This window comes from Kitasatospora sp. NPDC038210 (assembly GCF_055600605.1).
Window position 1 is genome coordinate 233,359 of sequence record NZ_JBVJYK010000005.1, and the last position, 17,326, is coordinate 250,684.

Annotated in this window: 15 protein-coding genes; 9 read left to right on the plus strand and 6 right to left on the minus strand. The window is 73.1% G+C overall.

Annotation, left to right across the window (positions count from 1 at the left end; translation table 11 throughout):
• Positions 1-113: 113 nt before the first annotated feature.
• The 3 genes from ACZ7KX_RS12695 to ACZ7KX_RS12705 form a co-directional block, all read right to left on the minus strand.
• Positions 114-647: a HEAT repeat domain-containing protein gene (locus ACZ7KX_RS12695; RefSeq protein ID WP_470326446.1), complete on the minus strand. Its 534-nt coding sequence runs from the start codon at positions 645-647 to the stop codon at positions 114-116.
• Positions 648-731: 84 nt separating this feature from the next.
• Entirely contained in the window at positions 732-1,538 is an 807-nt protein-coding gene (locus ACZ7KX_RS12700; protein ID WP_470326447.1) for a hypothetical protein, read from the minus strand.
• A gap of 140 nt (positions 1,539-1,678) precedes the next feature.
• Positions 1,679-2,458 (minus strand): VOC family protein, encoded by a 780-nt coding sequence (locus ACZ7KX_RS12705; protein ID WP_470326448.1) that lies wholly within the window; start codon positions 2,456-2,458, stop codon positions 1,679-1,681.
• Positions 2,459-2,658: 200 nt separating this feature from the next.
• Here ACZ7KX_RS12705 and ACZ7KX_RS12710 point away from each other — a divergent pair, with 200 nt between their 5' ends.
• The 3 genes from ACZ7KX_RS12710 (at position 2,659) to dnaE (ending at position 8,431) form a co-directional block, all read left to right on the plus strand.
• Positions 2,659-3,837, plus strand: coding sequence for a GyrI-like domain-containing protein (locus ACZ7KX_RS12710; RefSeq protein WP_470326449.1), 1,179 nt, complete (start codon positions 2,659-2,661; stop codon positions 3,835-3,837).
• Between the two features lie 76 nt (positions 3,838-3,913).
• Complete coding sequence (locus tag ACZ7KX_RS12715; protein WP_470326450.1) at positions 3,914-4,756, plus strand: hypothetical protein; 843 nt, start codon at positions 3,914-3,916, stop codon at positions 4,754-4,756.
• A gap of 141 nt (positions 4,757-4,897) precedes the next feature.
• On the plus strand, positions 4,898-8,431 hold the full coding sequence (dnaE, locus tag ACZ7KX_RS12720; protein ID WP_470326451.1) for a DNA polymerase III subunit alpha: 3,534 nt from the start codon (positions 4,898-4,900) through the stop codon (positions 8,429-8,431).
• Positions 8,432-8,539: 108 nt separating this feature from the next.
• Here the strand turns inward: dnaE and ACZ7KX_RS12725 are convergent, their stop codons facing one another.
• Positions 8,540-9,427, minus strand: coding sequence for a LysR family transcriptional regulator (locus ACZ7KX_RS12725; RefSeq protein WP_350522473.1), 888 nt, complete (start codon positions 9,425-9,427; stop codon positions 8,540-8,542).
• Between the two features lie 29 nt (positions 9,428-9,456).
• Here ACZ7KX_RS12725 and ACZ7KX_RS12730 point away from each other — a divergent pair, with 29 nt between their 5' ends.
• The 6 genes from ACZ7KX_RS12730 to ACZ7KX_RS12755 all read left to right on the plus strand — a co-directional run bounded on the left by ACZ7KX_RS12730 (position 9,457) and on the right by ACZ7KX_RS12755 (position 15,956).
• On the plus strand, positions 9,457-10,389 hold the full coding sequence (locus ACZ7KX_RS12730; RefSeq protein WP_470326452.1) for a dihydrodipicolinate synthase family protein: 933 nt from the start codon (positions 9,457-9,459) through the stop codon (positions 10,387-10,389).
• 137 nt (positions 10,390-10,526) lie between these two features.
• Positions 10,527-11,555 carry an aspartate-semialdehyde dehydrogenase gene (locus ACZ7KX_RS12735; protein WP_470326453.1) on the plus strand — a complete coding sequence of 343 codons (1,029 nt, stop codon included), beginning with the start codon at positions 10,527-10,529 and terminating at the stop codon, positions 11,553-11,555.
• 304 nt (positions 11,556-11,859) lie between these two features.
• Positions 11,860-13,203 (plus strand): NYN domain-containing protein, encoded by a 1,344-nt coding sequence (locus ACZ7KX_RS12740; protein WP_470326454.1) that lies wholly within the window; start codon positions 11,860-11,862, stop codon positions 13,201-13,203.
• A 138-nt stretch (positions 13,204-13,341) separates the two neighbouring features.
• The gene (locus ACZ7KX_RS12745) at positions 13,342-14,340 is read left to right on the plus strand and encodes an ABC transporter ATP-binding protein (protein WP_470326455.1); all 999 of its coding nucleotides are present in this window, start codon (positions 13,342-13,344) and stop codon (positions 14,338-14,340) included.
• On the plus strand, positions 14,337-15,146 hold the full coding sequence (locus ACZ7KX_RS12750) for an ABC transporter permease (RefSeq protein ID WP_470326456.1): 810 nt from the start codon (positions 14,337-14,339) through the stop codon (positions 15,144-15,146). The genes ACZ7KX_RS12745 and ACZ7KX_RS12750 overlap by 4 nt, the downstream gene beginning before the upstream one ends.
• Positions 15,147-15,200: 54 nt before the next feature.
• Positions 15,201-15,956, plus strand: coding sequence for a hypothetical protein (locus tag ACZ7KX_RS12755; RefSeq protein ID WP_470326457.1), 756 nt, complete (start codon positions 15,201-15,203; stop codon positions 15,954-15,956).
• A 123-nt stretch (positions 15,957-16,079) separates the two neighbouring features.
• Here the strand turns inward: ACZ7KX_RS12755 and ybaK are convergent, their stop codons facing one another.
• Both ybaK and ACZ7KX_RS12765 read right to left on the minus strand, forming a co-directional pair.
• Positions 16,080-16,574: a Cys-tRNA(Pro) deacylase gene (gene ybaK / locus ACZ7KX_RS12760; RefSeq protein ID WP_470326458.1), complete on the minus strand. Its 495-nt coding sequence runs from the start codon at positions 16,572-16,574 to the stop codon at positions 16,080-16,082.
• 22 nt (positions 16,575-16,596) lie between these two features.
• Positions 16,597-17,325 (minus strand): LON peptidase substrate-binding domain-containing protein, encoded by a 729-nt coding sequence (locus ACZ7KX_RS12765; RefSeq protein ID WP_350522467.1) that lies wholly within the window; start codon positions 17,323-17,325, stop codon positions 16,597-16,599.
• Position 17,326: the final 1 nt, after the last annotated feature.

Consider the following 17,326-nt stretch of genomic DNA (forward strand, 5'->3'; position numbering starts at 1 on the left):
GCGGGCGGGAGGGCGGTGCCGGTGCGCAGGAGGTCGGACGGGCCGACTTCCTGCGCATCGCGCATCGCGCATCGCGCATCGCGCGCCGGGCACCGGACTCCGGGCGCCGGGCCTCAGCGCGGGCGGGTGCGCTCGTGGATCGGGCCGCCGGGGGTGAACCAGCCGGCCTTCTTGCGGACGGTCGGGTTCGGATCCCCGTCGTGCGAGGCCTGCAGCGCGGCGAGGGCGCGCGGATCGGTGTGGACGAACTTGCCGACGAGTTCGGCGGCCATCGTGCGGACGTGCGGGTCGGGGTCGGTGGCCAGGTGCTGCAGCGCCGGGGCGAGCACCCGGTCCGCGCCGGGGGCACAGGCGTCGTCCTTGCAACGGTCGCAGGCCAGGGCGTGGAAGGCGGCGGTCCGGACGCGGGCGTCCGGGTCGTCGGCCATGGCGATGAGCAGGTCCATCGAGTCCAGGTCGACCAGGTGGTCGAGGAGGCGGCAGCAGCCCTCCCGTACGGCCGGGTCGGCGTGGGAGAGGCCGGTGCGGACGGCGTCCAGCGCGTCGGCCCCGCGGCCGAGCAGCGTGTGGTAGGCGGCGACGGTGCGCTGGGGGTCGCCCAGGCAGGAGACGAGGGCTTCGTTGTCGGTCCGTGTGAATCCGAGCATGGGGCGAGTGTCCGCCGCAAAGGGCGGCGGGGCAAAGGGATTTCGGGCCGGGGAGCCGGTTCGGGGAGCCAGGGGTCCAGGGGCTCAGCGGGGGCGGCGGGTGCGGCCGTAGACGAAGAGGGAGAGGCAGGTGACGGCGGCGATCCCGCAGGCGACCATGCCGAGGCCGAGGAGCATGATCGTGCCGTCGTCCAGGCCCTGGACGAAGTCGTGGGCGGTGTTGCCGTTGGCGTCGACGGTGACCTTCTCGCCGTCCGGGTGGTCCGAGACGTAGGTGACCATCGCGATGATCGCGCCGACGCAGAGCGCGGCCGCCAGGAGCAGCCAGCCGCCCGCCTTGCGGGTCCACTCCTCGCCGGTGAGCAGCCGGGCGTCCGGGCAGTGGTCGATCACGGCGTTGCCCAGGGCGGGGGCGCTGGTGGCCAGGCCGTCGATCCGGACCCGCTTGCCGCCGACCAGGGTCAGGACGCAGCGGTAGTCGTTGCCGAAGCGGTGGGCGAAGGTGCCGACCGAGTCCCGGCGGGTCGGGACGGTGACGGCGACGACCTCGGGCCACCGCCAACTCCCCTTCAGACCGCGGGTATTGCCGTGGACCAGGCCGTGCTCGTGGACGTCGAAGTACTCGCCGCCGCCACCGCGCAGTGCCCGTATGACCTGGGTGAGGCCGATGCCGAGCCCGCACACGCCGAGGCCGAGCGCCACGCCGAGCCCCTGGCCGCCGCCGGAGGAGCCGTCGTCGCTGCTCCCGAGCAGGGCCCACAGGCCCAGCCAGGAGGCGAGGACGCCGATCGGCAGGGCCCACGCGGCGTTGACCCAGCGGGTGCCGTTGGCGACCCGGTGGCGGCTGAGGAGGGCTCCGAGGGCTTCGGGGGCGGCGGTGGCGTCGGTCACGGTCGGTCAGTCAAGCAGGAGTGGTTCGTTCACCTCAAGGGTGTTGACGCGGGCGGAAGTCGGCGTGGACGGGTGCGGGCCGGAGGCCGCCCGCCCGGAGTGGTCCGGACGGGCGGTCCCCGGCCCGGGGTGGGGTGGTGCTACATCGGGCCGGGCTTGATCATGGCGAAGGGGGCGCCCTGGGGGTCGGCGACGACGGTCATCCGGCCGGCCACCATGTCGAAGGGCGGGGCGAGGACGGTGCCGCCGCGCTTGACCAGGGCGTCCACGGTGGAGTCGACGTCGTCGACCGCGAAGTAGGTCAGCCAGTGCGCCGGGGTGCCGGGCGGGTCGTTGGCGAGGAGGGTGGCGCCGCCGACCGCGCGGCCGCCGACCCGCAGCTCCCAGTAGGAGTCCGCGCCGGCCAGCGGCTCGATCTCGATGCCGAACGCCTCGCCGTAGAAGGCGGTGGCGGCGGGGATGTCGCTGGTGTGCAGCTCGTTCCAGGTCAGTGCTCCGGCCTCGTTGACCACCCGGGCGCCGAAGAACTCGCCGGGCTGCCAGGCGCCGAAGACCGCGCCCTGCGGGTCGGCGGCGATCAGCATCCGGCCCAGGTTGCCGACGTCCACCACGGGGACGAGCAGGGTGCCGCCGGCGGAGACGATGGCGTCCTGGGTGGCCTGGGCGTCGGTGGTGGACAGGTAGCTGTTCCACACGGTCGGCGGCTCCGGCATCCCCTCGGGGGACATCGCCGGGCCGATGCCGGCCGCGGCCTTGCCGCCGAGCTCGCAGACCGCGTAGCCGCCGAACTCGGCCGGGCCGGGCTGGCCCTGCCAGCCGAAGAGGTCGCGGTAGAAGTCCAGCGCGGCCTGCTGGTCCTTCGCCATCAGGTCGACCCAGCAGGGCGTGCCGGTCGCGTACGGGGTGGTGACTTCAGGCATTTCGACCCTTTCCGGTGGGTTTTGCTGCCGGTTACGATTTCGTCGCGGGAGGCGAATCGCCACTCGACACGCCGCCGCGGCGGTGGGCCGCCGGGTGGCGGTGAGGGTCGGCGCCCTGGTCGGACCCGCGCGGCGGAGGGCGCGGCGCGGGGCCGCGGGCGGCGTGACGCAGATTACTATTCTAGCGCTAGGATGCCGGCATGGACTCAGGGCTGACCGCCGCCGAACTGACCTTGCTGGGCCTCCTGGTGGAGCAGCCCAGGCACGGGTACGAGCTGGAGAAGGTGATCGCGGAGCGGGGCATGCGGGAGTGGACGGAGATCGGGTTCAGCTCGATCTACTACCTGCTCACCAAGCTCCGGCAGCGCGGCCTGATCAGCCGGGCCTCGCTGCCCGGGGGCGACAAGGCGCGCAAGGTGTACGCGGCGACGGAGGAGGGGCGGACGGCCTGCGCCGCGGCGGCCGTGGAGGCGATCGCCGAGCCTCACCCGCTGTTCCCGCGCGTCCTGGTCGGGCTGGCCAACCAGCCCGCCATCGGGCACGAGGAGCTGCTCGACGCGCTCGACCGGCGTTCGCGGGCGCTGGCCGGGCGGATCGAGGAGGTGCGCGGCGCGGCCGCGGCGTCCGGGGCGGGCGCCCCCGGGTTCGTGCACGCCATCTTCGACTACAGCATGAGCCAACTCGCCGCCGAGCAGGCGTGGTTGGCCAGTTACCGGGCGTCGCTGGACGACGCCCGTCGACCGGGGAGGAGCACCACCGTGGCACCGTACGACGTGAAGCGGGAGCGGAAGGAGTTCTACGCTCCCAGGAACCGCGCATGGAACCTGGTGGACGTACCCGAGCAGCAGTTCATCGGGATCGACGGCACCGGCAACCCGAACACCGCGCCCGCCTACCGGGCCGCGGTCGAGGCGCTGTACGCGGTGGCGTACACCCTGAAGTTCGCGAGCAAGGGCACCGAGGGCGGCGACTTCGTCGTGGGCCCGCTGGAAGGCCTGTGGTGGTCGGACCGGCCGGAGGTCTTCACCGCGCGGGAGAAGGACTCCTGGAGCTGGACGATGCTCATCGGCCTGCCGGAGTGGATCACCGAGGAGGCGATCGAGGAGGCGAAGCGGGCGGCGATGGCGAAGAAGAAGCTCCCGGCGATCGCGGAGATCCGGCGGCTGGTGCTGCACGAGGGCCTGAGCGCCCAGGTGCTGCACGTCGGCTCGTACGACGACGAGACCCCGGTGATGGAGGAGCTGCACGAGGTCTTCCTCGCGGCCGAGGGCCTGCGGCCGTCGGGCCTGCACCACGAGGTCTACCTCGGCGACCCGCGCAGGACGGCGCCCGAGAAGCTGAAGACCGTCGTGCGCCAGCCGGTCGAACGCCTGGGCTGAGGGGCCGCCGGTGCCGGTCCGCGATCCGCCGGAGGGCGTTGTCCGGGCGATCGGGGGCTGCGGCACGATGGACCACGTGACACAGCGGAGACACGAGTACGCACCGCCGAACACCCTCCCCGGGCTGCTGCAGCGCGGCCGCGGCCTGGGCGCCACGATGGCGGCGGAGGACCCGGCGGCCGCCGCCGACCTGGTGTACGGCTGCATCCGCTGGGAGTGGCGCTGGGACACCGCGCTGGACGACCGCCACCTGTACCTCGCCCGGCTGCTCCGGGACCTGGAGCTGCCGCTCGCCCCCGTCGTCGGGATGCTGGCCGGGGACGAGGGGACCCGCGACCGGGCGGCCGGTGTGCTGGCGCTGCTGGCCCGCGGCGGCTCGGCCGAAGCCCGGGACGCGCTGCGGGCGCACCTGTCGCCGGAGGCACAGGAGGCACGGGAGACACAGGAGGCACCGGAGGCGCAGGAGGCGGGGCAGGGCGAGCTCCTCGTCGTGGCGCCGCCGGACGGGCCGGGAGGCGAGCCGGACGTCCCGGCGCTGCTCGCCGAGCTGGAGCGGGACTGGGTGGACGGCACCTGGTGCGGCCCGGTGCGCACGGCGCGCGGGCTGGCGCGGGCCGGTGCGCAGGCCGCCGGGGCGATCTCCCTCCTGCGCCGCTTCTGGCTGTGGACACCGCACTCGCACGAGCGCCCGTCGTACCTGGAGGCACTGGCGGCGCTCGGCTCCGCGGGCACGGCCGAGGCGTACACCGAGTCACTCTGGGACTGCGAAGCGCGAGCCCGGCTGCTCGGCGTCGAGCACGCCCCCGACCGCCCCCACGTCCGGGACCGCCTGGCCCGCCTGCGGGACGACCCGATGGAGCAGAAGGCCGTCCGGAAGGCCGCCGCGACACGGCTCGGCGGCGGCTCGACGGCGGGCTAGAGTAGACGCGTGAACGTGTGAGTGATGGTCCGGACCCCGTGAGGCGGTCCGGGCCACATCCATTTCCAGGGCTTCCCCTCCCTGTGACCCGCGCGTTCGCCGGCCCACCAGACCAGCACCAGAGCCTCCGGAGGCCCCGCCTTGAGCGACCAGCCGTTCGCGCATCTGCACGTCCACACCGAGTACTCGATGCTGGACGGTGCCGCCCGGCTGAAGCAGATGTTCAAGGAGGTCGAGCGCCTCGGTCAGACCCACGTGGCGATGACCGACCACGGCAACATGTACGGCGCCGCCGAGTTCCACCGGCAGGCCACCGACGCCGGCATCACCCCCGTCATCGGCATCGAGGCGTACGTCGCCCCCGAGTCGCGCTCCAACACCAAGCGCATCCTGTGGGGCCAGCCGCACCAGAAGAAGGACGACGTCTCCGCGTCCGGCGCGTACACCCACAAGACCATCTGGGCCCGCAACAAGGAGGGCCTGCACAACCTCTTCAAGCTGACCTCGCGCTCCTACGCCGAGGGCTGGCTGGTGAAGTGGCCCCGGATGGACAAGGAGCTGATCTCCGAGCTCTCCGGCGGTCTGATGGCCACCACCGGCTGCCCCTCCGGCGAGGTGCAGACCCGGCTGCGCCTGGGCCAGTTCGACGAGGCCGTGAAGTCCGCCGCCGACTACCAGGACATCTTCGGCAAGGAGAACTACTTCCTGGAGCTGATGGACCACGGCCTCGACATCGAGAAGCGGGTCCGCGACGGGCTGCTGGAGATCAGCAAGAAGCTGAACATCCCCCCGGTCGTCACCAACGACTCGCACTACACCACCGAGGCCGACGCCGGCGCGCACGACCTGCTGCTCTGCGTCCAGACCGGCAAGAACCTCTCCGACCCGGACCGCTTCCGCTTCGACGGCACCGGCTACTACATCAAGTCCGCCGCCGAGATGTACGCGCTGGACTCCTCGGACGCCTGGCAGGAGGGCTGCCGCAACAGCCAGCTCCTCGTCGCCTCGCGCGTCGACACCGAGGGCATGTTCAAGTTCAAGAACCTCATGCCCCGCTTCCCCATCCCGGAGGGCTTCGAGTCCGAGGCGGACTTCTTCAAGTCCAAGGTCTGGGAGGGCATGGACTGGCGCTTCCCGGGCGGGTACGACGAGGAGCACAAGAAGCTCGCCGAGTACGAGATGGACACCATCATCCAGATGGGGTTCCCGGCGTACTTCCTCGTGGTCGCCGACTTCATCATGTGGGCCAAGAGCCAGGGCATCGCGGTGGGCCCCGGCCGTGGTTCGGCGGCCGGCTCGCTGGTCGCGTACGCGATGGGCATCACCGACCTCGACCCGATCCCGCACGGCCTGATCTTCGAGCGCTTCCTCAACCCCGAGCGCATCTCCATGCCCGACGTCGACATCGACTTCGACGAGCGCCGACGCGGTGACGTGATCCGCTACGTGACGGAGAAGTGGGGATCCGACAAGGTCGCCATGATCGTCACGTACGGCACCATCAAGGCGAAGGCCGCCATCAAGGACTCCTCGCGGGTCCTCGGCTACCCGTACGCGATGGGCGACCGGATCACCAAGGCCATGCCGCCGGACGTCATGGGCAAGGGCATCCCGCTGTCGGGCATCACCGACTCCTCGCACCCGCGCTACAGCGAGGCCGGCGAGATCCGCGGCCTGTACGAGACCGACCCGGACGTCAAGAAGGTCATCGACACCGCGCGGGGCATCGAGGGCCTGATCCGCCAGCCCGGCGTGCACGCCGCCGGCGTCATCATGTCCGCCGAGCCGCTGACCGACCACATCCCGGTGTGGACCCGGCACACCGACGGCGTCACCATCACGCAGTTCGACTACCCCACCTGTGAGGGCCTCGGCCTCCTCAAGATGGACTTCCTCGGCCTGCGCAACCTGACGATCATGGACGACGCCGTCAAGGCGATCGAGAAGAACAAGGGCATCAAGATCAACCTGCTTGATCTGCCCCTGGACGACAAGCCGACCTACGAACTCCTCTCGCGCGGTGACACGCTCGGCGTCTTCCAGCTCGACGGCGGCCCCATGCGCTCGCTGCTGCGCCTGATGAAGCCCGACAACTTCGAGGACATCTCGGCCGTCCTGGCGCTGTACCGACCGGGCCCGATGGGCGTCAACTCCCACACCAACTACGCGCTGCGCAAGAACGGCCAGCAGGAGATCACCCCGATCCACCCGGAGCTGGAGAAGCCCCTGGAGGAGGTGCTCCGGCCGACGTACGGCCTGATCGTCTACCAGGAGCAGGTGCAGAAGGCCGCGCAGATCCTCGCCGGCTACTCGCTCGGCCAGGCCGACCTGCTGCGCCGCGCCATGGGCAAGAAGAAGAAGGAGATCCTGGAGGCGGAGTTCGTCCCCTTCCAGAAGGGCTGCCGCGAGCGCGGGTACTCCGACGCGGCCATCCAGGCGGTGTGGGACGTCCTCGTCCCCTTCTCCGGCTACGCGTTCAACAAAGCGCACACCGCGGGCTACGGGCTGGTCTCGTACTGGACGGCCTACCTCAAGGCCAACTTCCCGGCCGAGTACATGTCCGGCCTGCTCACGTCCGTCAAGGACGACAAGGACAAGTCCGCGGTCTACCTCAACGAGTGCCGCAAGATGGGCATCAACGTCCTTCCGCCGGACGTCAACGAGTCGGACTCGGACTTCACCCCGCACGGTGACGACACCGTCCGGTTCGGCCTGACCGCCATCCGCAACGTCGGCGGGCCGGTGGTCGACTCGATGATCCGGACGAGGAAGACCAAGGGGAAGTTCTCCTCCTTCCCCGACTTCCTGGACAAGGTCGAGTCGGTGGTCTGCAACAAGCGGACCGTCGAATCGCTGATCAAGGCCGGGGCCTTCGACTCGCTCGGGCACACCCGCAAGGGGCTCAGCGCGCAGTTCGAGCCGATGATCGACAACGTCGTCGGCGTGAAGCGCAAGGAGGCCGAGGGGCAGTTCGACCTCTTCGGCGGCGACGCCACGGCCGACGAGCCGAGCTTCGGGCTCGACGTCGTCTTCTCCGAGGAGGAGTGGGAGAAGTCCTTCCTGCTCACCCAGGAGCGGGAGATGCTCGGCCTGTACGTCTCCTCGCACCCGCTGCACGGCATCGAGCACGTGCTCGCCGACAAGGCGGACTGCGCGGTTGCCGACCTCGCGGAGCGGCCGGACGGCACGATCGTCACCATCGGCGGCATCATCTCGGGCCTCCAGCGGAAGATGACCAAGCAGGGCAACGCCTGGGCCATCGCGACCGTCGAGGACCTGGCGGGCTCGATCGACTGCATGTTCTTCCCGGCGAGCTACCAGCTGGTGTCCTCCCAACTGGTCGAGGACGCCGTGGTGTTCGTGCGCGGCAAGCTCGACAAGCGGGAGGACGTGCCGCGGCTGATGGGGATGGAGCTGTCCGTCCCCGACTTGTCGAACGCGCACGCCGAGGCGCCGATCGTCATCAACATCCCGAGCGGGAAGGTCACTCCGCCGTTGGTGGCGCGACTGGGCGAGGTGCTGGGGAGCCACCGGGGCACCACCGAGGTCCGGGTGCGGCTGGAGAGCCGCTCCAAGACGACGGTGCTGCGGCTCGACCGGCACCGGGTGAAGTCGGACCCGGCGCTGTTCGGGGACCTGAAGCAGCTGCTCGGGCCCAGCTGTCTGGTGGTGTGAGGCCCTGCGGATGCGCCCGACCGGCGGATCCCGAGTGCGGGCGGTGGCCTTCCGCTGCGCGTGGTTCCCCGTGCCCCTTCCGGGCGCGGGGAACTTCTGCTCCCGGCTTCAGGAGCCGCTGCCGAGGCCCGGCGGCACCGCGGTGTGGAGGGCCGAGACGAAGGCGGAGATGGCCGGGTGGGAGCCGGCGCCGGCTCGGAAGGCGGCGCGGGTGCGGCGGTACATCGGGAGTCGGGTGAGGACCACGCCGGGCGGGGGCTGGGCGGTGCCGAGGTGGGGGACGAGGGCCACGCCCTGACCGGCGGCGACCAGGGCGAGGACGGTGGTGAAGTCGTCGATCTGGTGGCGGATCCGGGGGGCGAAGCCGGCCGCCTCGCAGGCGCGGACGGCCATGGTGTGGCAGAGCGTGCCGGGCGGGGACATGATCCAGGGCGCGCCGCGCTGTTCGGCGATCGTCCCCGGGGTGCGGGCGGCCAGGTACATGGGTTCGGTGAAGACCGGGCGGGTCGCCGCGAGGCCCGGCTCGGGGTCGGCCGGGACGAGGTCGTACTCGTGCACCAGGGCCACGTCCAGTTCGCCCGCGCGCAGCGCCGCGCCGACGGCCGCCGGGTCGACCTCGGTGACCATCGGCTCCAGCCCGGGGTGCCAGGCGGCCAGTTCCGCCATCACCGCCGGGATGATCGCGCGGGCCGCCGAGGGGTAGGTGCCGATCCGCAGCGGACCGGCCAACCCCCGCTTGGCGTGGGCGAGTTCGGCGCCCGCCTGCTCCAGCAGGGCGAGCACCGACTCGGCGTGCCGGACCAGGTTGCGCCCGGCCGGGGTGAGGGTGACCCGCCGGCCGGTGCGCTCCAGCAGCGGGACGCCGGCCTCCTTCTCCAGGACGGACAGCTGCTGGGAGACCGCGGAAGGGCTGAAGGACAGCGCCTCGGCCACGGCCGCGATGGTGCCGAGGTGGGCGAGTTCGCGCAGCAGGCGCAGGCGTCGGACGTCGAGCATCGGCTCAGCTTACGAGAAGCGTCGGAAATGTGAACTGGACCTGCGGTGACGGCGGCCGCAGGATCGTGGACATGGAACTCAAGGGCATCTACGTCCCCCTCGTCACCCCGTTCGCCGCCGACGGCAGCGTCGCCCTCGACTCGCTGGAGAAGCTCGCCCACGAGCTGCTCGACGCCGGTGCGGCCGGACTGGTCGCGCTCGGCACCACCGGCGAGCCGGCCGCGCTGAGCGCGCAGGAACGGGACGAGGTGGTGGACGTCGCCGCGGCCGCCTGCGCCACGCGCGGGGCGCAGCTGATCGTCGGCGCGCACGGCGGGGACACCGGGGCGACCGCCGAGTCGCTGGCCGCGCTCGCTGCGCGGGTGCCGCGGGCGACGGCCGCGCTGGTCACCGTTCCGGCGTTCGTACGGCCCGGCGAGGCGGGGACGGTCGCGCACTTCCGGGCGCTGGCCGCGAGCAGTCCGCTGCCGCTGGTCGTGTACCACATCCCGTACCGCACCGGGCAGCAGCTGTCGGCCGCCGCGCTGCGCGAGATCGCCGCGATCGACGGCGTGGTGGGCGTCAAGTACGCCACCGGCGGGCTGGACCAGGCGGGCGTGGAACTGCTCGCCGACGCCCCCGCCGGGTTCGCGGTGCTGGCCGGGGAGGACGCCTTCCTCCCGCCGATGATGGCGCTCGGCGGGCCCGGCGGCATCCTCGCCTCCGCCCACCTGGCCACCGGCCGGTTCGTGGAGCTGGCGCAGGCCTGGCAGGCCGGGGACGTCGACCGGGCACGGGCCCTCGGACACCGGCTGACCGGCCTGGCCCTGGCCGCCTTCGCGGCGCCGAACCCGGCGGTCACCAAGGGCGTGCTGCACGCCCAGGGGCGGATCCCGACCCCGGACGTCCGGCTGCCGTTGCTCCCGGCGGGAGCGGCGGAGGTCCGCGCTGCGCTGGACCTGGTGAATGGTCTGGACCGCTAGCCTCCGCCCGTCCGGAGGGCCTCCCGCGCGGTGGCTCCCCTCTCAAGCAGTGAAACGGCAGGTCGCCCCGCCCGCGTGACAAGGCATGATGGGCAGAGTGCGGCTGTGAACAGCACCATTCAGAGGAGTAGTCGGAAATGAAGATCGGCATTGTCGGTGCCACCGGCCAGGTCGGCAGCGTGGTCCGCGAGATCCTGGCGGACCGTGACTTCCCGGTGGAACAGCTGCGGCTGTTCGCCTCGGCCCGCTCGGCCGGGCGCACCCTGCCCTGGCAGGGCACCGAGGTCACCGTCGAGGACGCGACCACGGCCGACTACACGGGCCTCGACATCGTGATCTTCTCCGCCGGCGGCGCCACCTCCAAGGCCCTCGCCCCCAAGGTCGCCGCGGCCGGTGCCGTCGTCATCGACAACTCCTCCGCCTGGCGCCGCGACCCCGAGGTCCCGCTGGTGGTCTCCGAAGTCAACCCCGAGGCCGTCGCGGACCGCCCCAAGGGCATCATCGCCAACCCGAACTGCACCACCATGGCCGCCATGCCCGTGCTGCGCCCGCTGCACGAGGAGGCCGGCCTGGCCGCACTGGTCGTCTCCACCTACCAGGCCGTCTCCGGCAGCGGCGTCGCCGGTGTCGCCGAGCTGCAGGGCCAGGCCTCCAAGGTCATCGACGGCGCCGCCGGGCTCGCCCACGACGGCGGCGCGGTCGAGTTCCCCGAGCCCAAGGTCTACCAGCGCCCGATCGCCTTCAACGTGGTGCCGCTGGCCGGCTCCATCGTCGAGGACGGCTCCAACGAGACCGACGAGGAGCAGAAGCTCCGCCACGAGAGCCGCAAGATCCTCGGCATCCCGGAGCTGAAGGTCGCCGGCACCTGCGTGCGCGTCCCGGTGTTCTCCGGCCACTCGCTGCAGATCAACGCCCGCTTCGAGCGCCCGATCAGCCCCGAGCGCGCCGTCGAGCTGCTCACCGGCGCCCCCGGCGTCGAGCTGTCCGACATCCCCACCCCGTTGCAGGCCGCGGGCAAGGACCCGAGCTACGTCGGGCGCATCCGGGTCGACGAGACCGTGGACAACGGCCTGTCGCTGTTCGTCTCGAACGACAACCTGCGCAAGGGCGCCGCGCTCAACGCCGTCCAGCTGGCCGAGCTGGTCGCCGCCGAGCTCAAGGCCTGAAACCCCGGAACTCGGAGCCCGGGGACGGACCCCGGGCCCGAGGGCCGGTGCACCGTCGCGTGACCCCGGGCGGGCTCCGTCGTTGAACGGGGCCCGCCTTCGCGTTCTTTGCGCTCCGTTGGGGCGGCTGTTGCGGTACCGGGACATCCGGCAAGGTTCGGCGGGCGAACCCCGGGTAAAAGGTGACCCAACGATCGGGCGACGACGGGGGCCCCTCACCTCGGCACGCCCGTACGGAGGGCGGACCGCCCACCCCGAACGACCCACCCGACTGACTCCGAGGGCGAGCGGAAAGAGGTGCGCGATGGACCGCTGTGTCGTCCTGGTGGACGCCGGATACCTGCTGGGCGCCGCCGCCAGCCTGCTCGCGGGGGATCCGTCGCGGTCCAAGGTCACGGTGAACCACACGGCCCTCATCACCGCGCTGCGCGAACGCGCCGAGGCCGAGACCGGGCTGCCGCTGCTGCGCATCTACTGGTTCGACGCCGCACCCGACCGGCGTCCGATGCCCGAGCACCGTCGGCTGCGCGTGCTGCCCCGGGTCACCGTACGGCTCGGTGCGCTCACCCGGGCGGAGGGGCGGTGGGTGCAGAAGGGCGTGGACGCCGCGATGCACGCCGAGCTCTCCGAACTCGCCCGCAACCGGGCCTGCGCCGACGTCGTACTGATCACCGGCGACGGTGACCTGCTGCCCGGCATGATGACCGCCAAGGAGCACGGCGTCGCCGTCCACCTCTGGGCACTGCAGGCCGCCGACGGTGACTTCAACCAGTCCGAGGACCTGGTCGGCGAGGCGGACGAGCGGCGGGTGCTGGACCGGGAGTGGATCGAGGGCTCGTTCTCGCTGCGGGACAACTCCAACCTCTTCCCGGCACCCGGGGCGCGGCAGGAGATCGCCAAGATCCTCGCCGCACCGCCGGCGGCCCCGGCCGCGCTGCCCGGCGTGGCTCCGGCGGTCCGCCCGGCGGCGGTGGCGGCGACCGCGACCGCCCCGGCCGGCGACGAGCGGCCGCAGTCGGCGGCCGCGCTCAAGGTCGTCCCGACCCCGAAGGACCTCGCCGGGCGGGCCCCGTCCGTCACACCGATCACCCCGGCGGCGAACGGGCACGGGGCGGTCGGCCACGCGGTCAACGGGCACGGCGGGCATGGTGTGAACGGGCACGGTACCAACGGCCACGGGGCGAACGGGCACGGTACGAACGGCCACGGCGCCGTCGCGCAGGCCGGGCCGGTGCTGCGGTGGTCCTCCGACCGCGGCTGGGTCGACCGGCCCGCCCCGGAGCCCGCCGTCACCGCCGGCGACAACCTGCCCACGCTCGCCCAGCTCACCACCGCCGAACAGCGCTGGGCCGACCGCGAGGAGGACATCACCTCCATCGGCGGGGACGCCCATGAGGTCGGGCAGGTCTTCGCCCGCCGCTGGAGCGACCGCATCGGCGACTTCGAACGGCTCACCGTGCTCTGGCCCGACTACCCGCGCATCCCGCACCGCGTCGACGGCGAGCTGCTCCGCTACGCCGCCCGCTTCGGACTGCTCGCGCACAAGGACGACCAGATCGACGAGCACGACCGCTACGCCATCCGGGCGGGGTTCTGGAAGGAGATGGCCGCGAGGGTGCCCGGCGGATCGATGGTCGTCGACGACTGAGGCGGCGACCGGCGCGCCCGGAGCGGCGACCGGGACGGTGACGGACGGGCACCCGACCGGCGGCCGGGCGTGACCGAGGCCTCCGGCGACCGGGCCCCGTGTCCGGTTCGCCCTTATGAGCGCGTAGAGTCTCCGGTCGTGAGTGAGACGGCCGGGCGAGCACCCGAGGAAACCCCGCCGTGCGTCGTCGTGCGCGACCTGGTCAGGACCTACCGCAGCGGGCGCGGCGCGGCCGCCACCGAGATCCGGGCCAACGACGGGATCAGCCTCACCGTCCGGCAGGGCGAGATCTTCGGGCTGCTCGGACCCAACGGCGCCGGCAAGTCCACGCTGGTCCGCCAGATCACCGGGCTGCTGCGCCCCGACTCCGGAACGGTCGAACTCCTCGGCCACGACATCGTGCGGCACCCCGAGCGGGCCGCCCGGCTGCTCGGCTACCTCGGGCAGGAATCCACCGCGCTGGACGAGCTGACGGTCGCGCTCGCCGCCGAGACGACCGGACGGCTGCGCGGGCTCGACCGGGCCCGGGCACGGACCGAGGCCGGGAACGTCCTGGACGAGCTCGGGCTGACCGCCATCGCCGCCAGGCCGCTCGCCAAGCTGTCCGGCGGGCAGCGGCGGCTCGCCTGCTTCGCGGCCACCCTGGTCGGGGACCGGCCGCTGCTCGTCCTCGACGAGCCGACGACCGGCATGGACCCCGTCGCCCGGCGGGCCGTGTGGAGCGCCGTCGACCGGCGCCGCGCCGAGCACGGGACGACCGTGCTGCTGGTCACCCACAACGTGATCGAGGCGGAGACGGTGCTCGACCGGGTCGCCGTGGTGGACGACGGCCGGGTCATCGCCTGCGACACACCCGGCGGACTCAAGGCGCTCGTGGACGGCGACGTCCGGCTCGACCTGGTCTGGCGCGACGAGGCGCCGGTCGGCGTGCCCGCCGTCGCCGCGCTGCGCGAGCGGGCCGAGTGCACCGGCCGCCGCTGGACCGTCCGCACCACCCCCGAGCAGGCCCGCGAACTGGTCGCCGCCGTCACCACCGGCCCGGCCTTCGCCGCGCTCGACGACTTCACCCTCGCCACCCCGAGCCTTGAGGACGCCTACCTCAAGCTGGGCGGCCGCCACGGAGGACTGGCCAAGTGACCCTGCTCTCGGCGCCGCCGCGGACCGGCCGGACCTCGGCCGAGCCCGCCCCGCTCGCCCCCGCGGCCCGGCTGCTGCCGGCCCTCGCCGCCGTGTACCGGGCGCAGCTCGCCCGGGCGCGGGTCGCGCGGATCCCGCTGCTGTTCGTCGCCACCTTCCAGTCCCTCGGCATCCTGGTGATGATGCGGGGCGTCGTGGAGGCCGGGCAGTCCTCGGCGGCGCGGTCGGTGGTCGCCGGGTCGAGCGTGCTGGTGGTGGCGTTCGTCGCGCTGAACCTGCTCGCCCAGTACTTCGGGAAGCTGCGGGCCACCGGCGGCCTGGACCACTACGCGACGCTGCCGGTGCCGGCGGCGTCGGTGGTGCTCGGGGCGGCCGCCGCGTATGCCTCGTTCACGCTGCCGGGGACGGTGGTCACGGCGGCCGTCGGGGCCGTCATGTTCGGGCTGCCGCTCGGGCAGCTGTGGGTACTGCTGGCGGTCGTGCCGCTCGCCGGGGCGGCACTGTCCGGGCTGGGGGCCGCCTGCGGGCTGCTGGCGCCCCGGCAGGAGCTCGCGACCATGCTCGGGCAGCTCGGGATGTCGGCCGCACTGCTGCTCGGCGTGCTGCCGGTCGACCACCTGCCGCAGCCGGTGCTGTGGCTGCGGGACCTGCTGCCGTCCACGTACGGGGTGGAGGCCTTCGCGCGGACCTTCACGCCGGATCCGGACTGGGCGATGGTGCTCGCGGACCTGGGCGTGTGCGCCGGGGTGGGCGTGGTGTCGCTGGCCGTGGCCACCTGGGCGTACCGGCGGGCCGTCTCCCGGTAAGGGCCGAACGGGTGGTTGGGCCCTTCCGGGGGCTGTCGTGAAACGATGGGGCCTGTGACCGTACCGAACACACCTCCGGATCCCGCCCGCACCGATGTGCAGGCGGCGCCGGAAGACGCCGCGCCCGTCGCCGCGCCCGATACCGCGCCCGACCCGTACGCGCCTCCGCAGGGGGTCGCGTCCGACGCGTCCGGCGCCCAGGGGACCTCGCTGGTGCAGCGGCTGCTGCCGGAGGTGCGGATCGGGGCCGGGATCGTCGTCGCCTGCCTGGTGGCCGGGCTGGTGATGGCCGCGCTGTGGGTGTGGCTGGCGCCGAAGGTGCCGCTGGTCGTGGACGGCGACCGGATCCTCTACGCGGACCCCGAGGGCGAGCAGCGGGCCGGGGCCGACGCGGTGTTCGCGATCATCGGCCTGGGCGCCGGGATCCTGACCGCGCTCGGCGCGTTCCTGGTCACCCGGCGGCGCGGGGGCGGCATCGCGGTCGCGCTGGGACTGGCCGTCGGCGGACTGCTCGGATCGGTGGGGGCCTGGCGGATCGGGCGGTGGCTCGGGCCGAGCAAGGACCTGATCGCGGAGGCCCGGCGGGTCGGCAACGGCGGACACTTCGACGCGAACATCGACCTCGGGGCGCTGGGAGCGCTGCTGGTGTGGCCGATGGCGGCGATGGTGCTGCTGCTCGCGCTCTCGGCGGCGGTCGGGAAGCGGGAGGAGGACCCGCCGCCGTACTGGGCGCCCACGGCGCAGGCTCCGATGGGGCCGCAGGGTCCGGCGGGGCCGCAGAGCCCGCAGGGGCCGCAGGACCGGGTCTGAGGCTCGGTGGCAGGGCGGAGGGTCGGTGGTCCGGTACGGGCCCCGGGCTTCCGCCCTGTGGCGTTTCCCGGGCGCGCGGGCGCCCGGGAAACGCGGTGCCCCGCCGCCACCCGAGGCGGGCGGTCAGCGGGCGATGGGGGCGGTCAGGGCCCCGGTGAGGGCGATGAGGTCGGTGGGGGCGAGCTCCACCTCCAGGCCCCGGCGGCCCGCCGAGACGTAGACGGTCGCGTGCGCGAGGGCGCTGGCGTCGATGACGGTGCGCAGCGGGCGGCGCTGGCCCAGGGGGGAGATGCCGCCGCGGACGTACCCGCTGCTGCGTTCGGCGGCGGCGGGGTCGGCCATCGCGGCGCGTTTGCCGCCGACCGCCGAGGCCAGTGCCTTGAGGTCGAGCTGCCCGGCGACGGGGACCACGCCGACGGTGAGGGTGCCGTCCACGTCGGCCACCAGGGTCTTGAAGACGCGCTCGGCGGCCACGCCGAGTACCTCGGCCGCCTCGCCGCCGTAGGACGCGGCGGCCGGGTCGTGGTCGTAGGCGTGCACGGTGAACGGGACGGCGGCGGCTTCCAGGGCGACGGTCGCGGGCGTGCCCTGGCCGCCCTTCTTGGTCTTCTTGGCCATGCGGGGTCCGGGGGCTCCTGGGTCAGTTGGGGCTGAAGGACTGGCGGGTGAGGTCGACGGCGGGCAGCGAGGGCAGCCAGGTGAGGACGGCGGTCTCACGGCGCAGCAGGTCGAGCTCGGTGCGCAGGCGCTGGGCGGTGTCCGGGCAGGCGAGCAGCTGCTGCTTGACCGGGGTCTCGAACACCGAGGCAGCGGCGACCAGGTAGGAGAGCACCTGCGGGTCGTCGGGAAGGTCCTGACGGCCGACGGTGCTGGCCTCGCGGGCGCCGGCGAGGCGCTTCTGGTACACCCGGAACGCCCGCTCGACCTCGGCGGCCAGGGCGCCGGAGCCCTCGCCGGGGTGCTCCTCGATCGGCTCGATCTCGCCGGTCAGGTACGGACCGGAGGCGTCCACCGAGTGGAGCCGGAACCGGGTGGTGCCGGTGACCAGGAGCTCGTAGCGGCCGTCCGGCTGGTGCTGGGCGGAGGCGACGTCGGCGACGCAGCCGACCGGGAAGATCGCCTCCAGCGGGTCCCCGGTGACGGTTCCGAGGCCGTCGAGCGGCCCGGCCGGGCCCTCCTCGGCCCGGACCGGGGCGACCTCGCGGCCGTCCTTGATCGCGAGGATGCCGAAGCGCCGCGGCGTGTCCTCGGGCTGTTCGAGCAGGTCGGCGACGAGACGGCGGTAGCGCTCCTCGAAGACGTTCAGGGGCAGCACCAGGCCCGGGTAGAGCACGGTGTTCAGCGGGAAGAGCGGAAGCCGTTCTGTCACG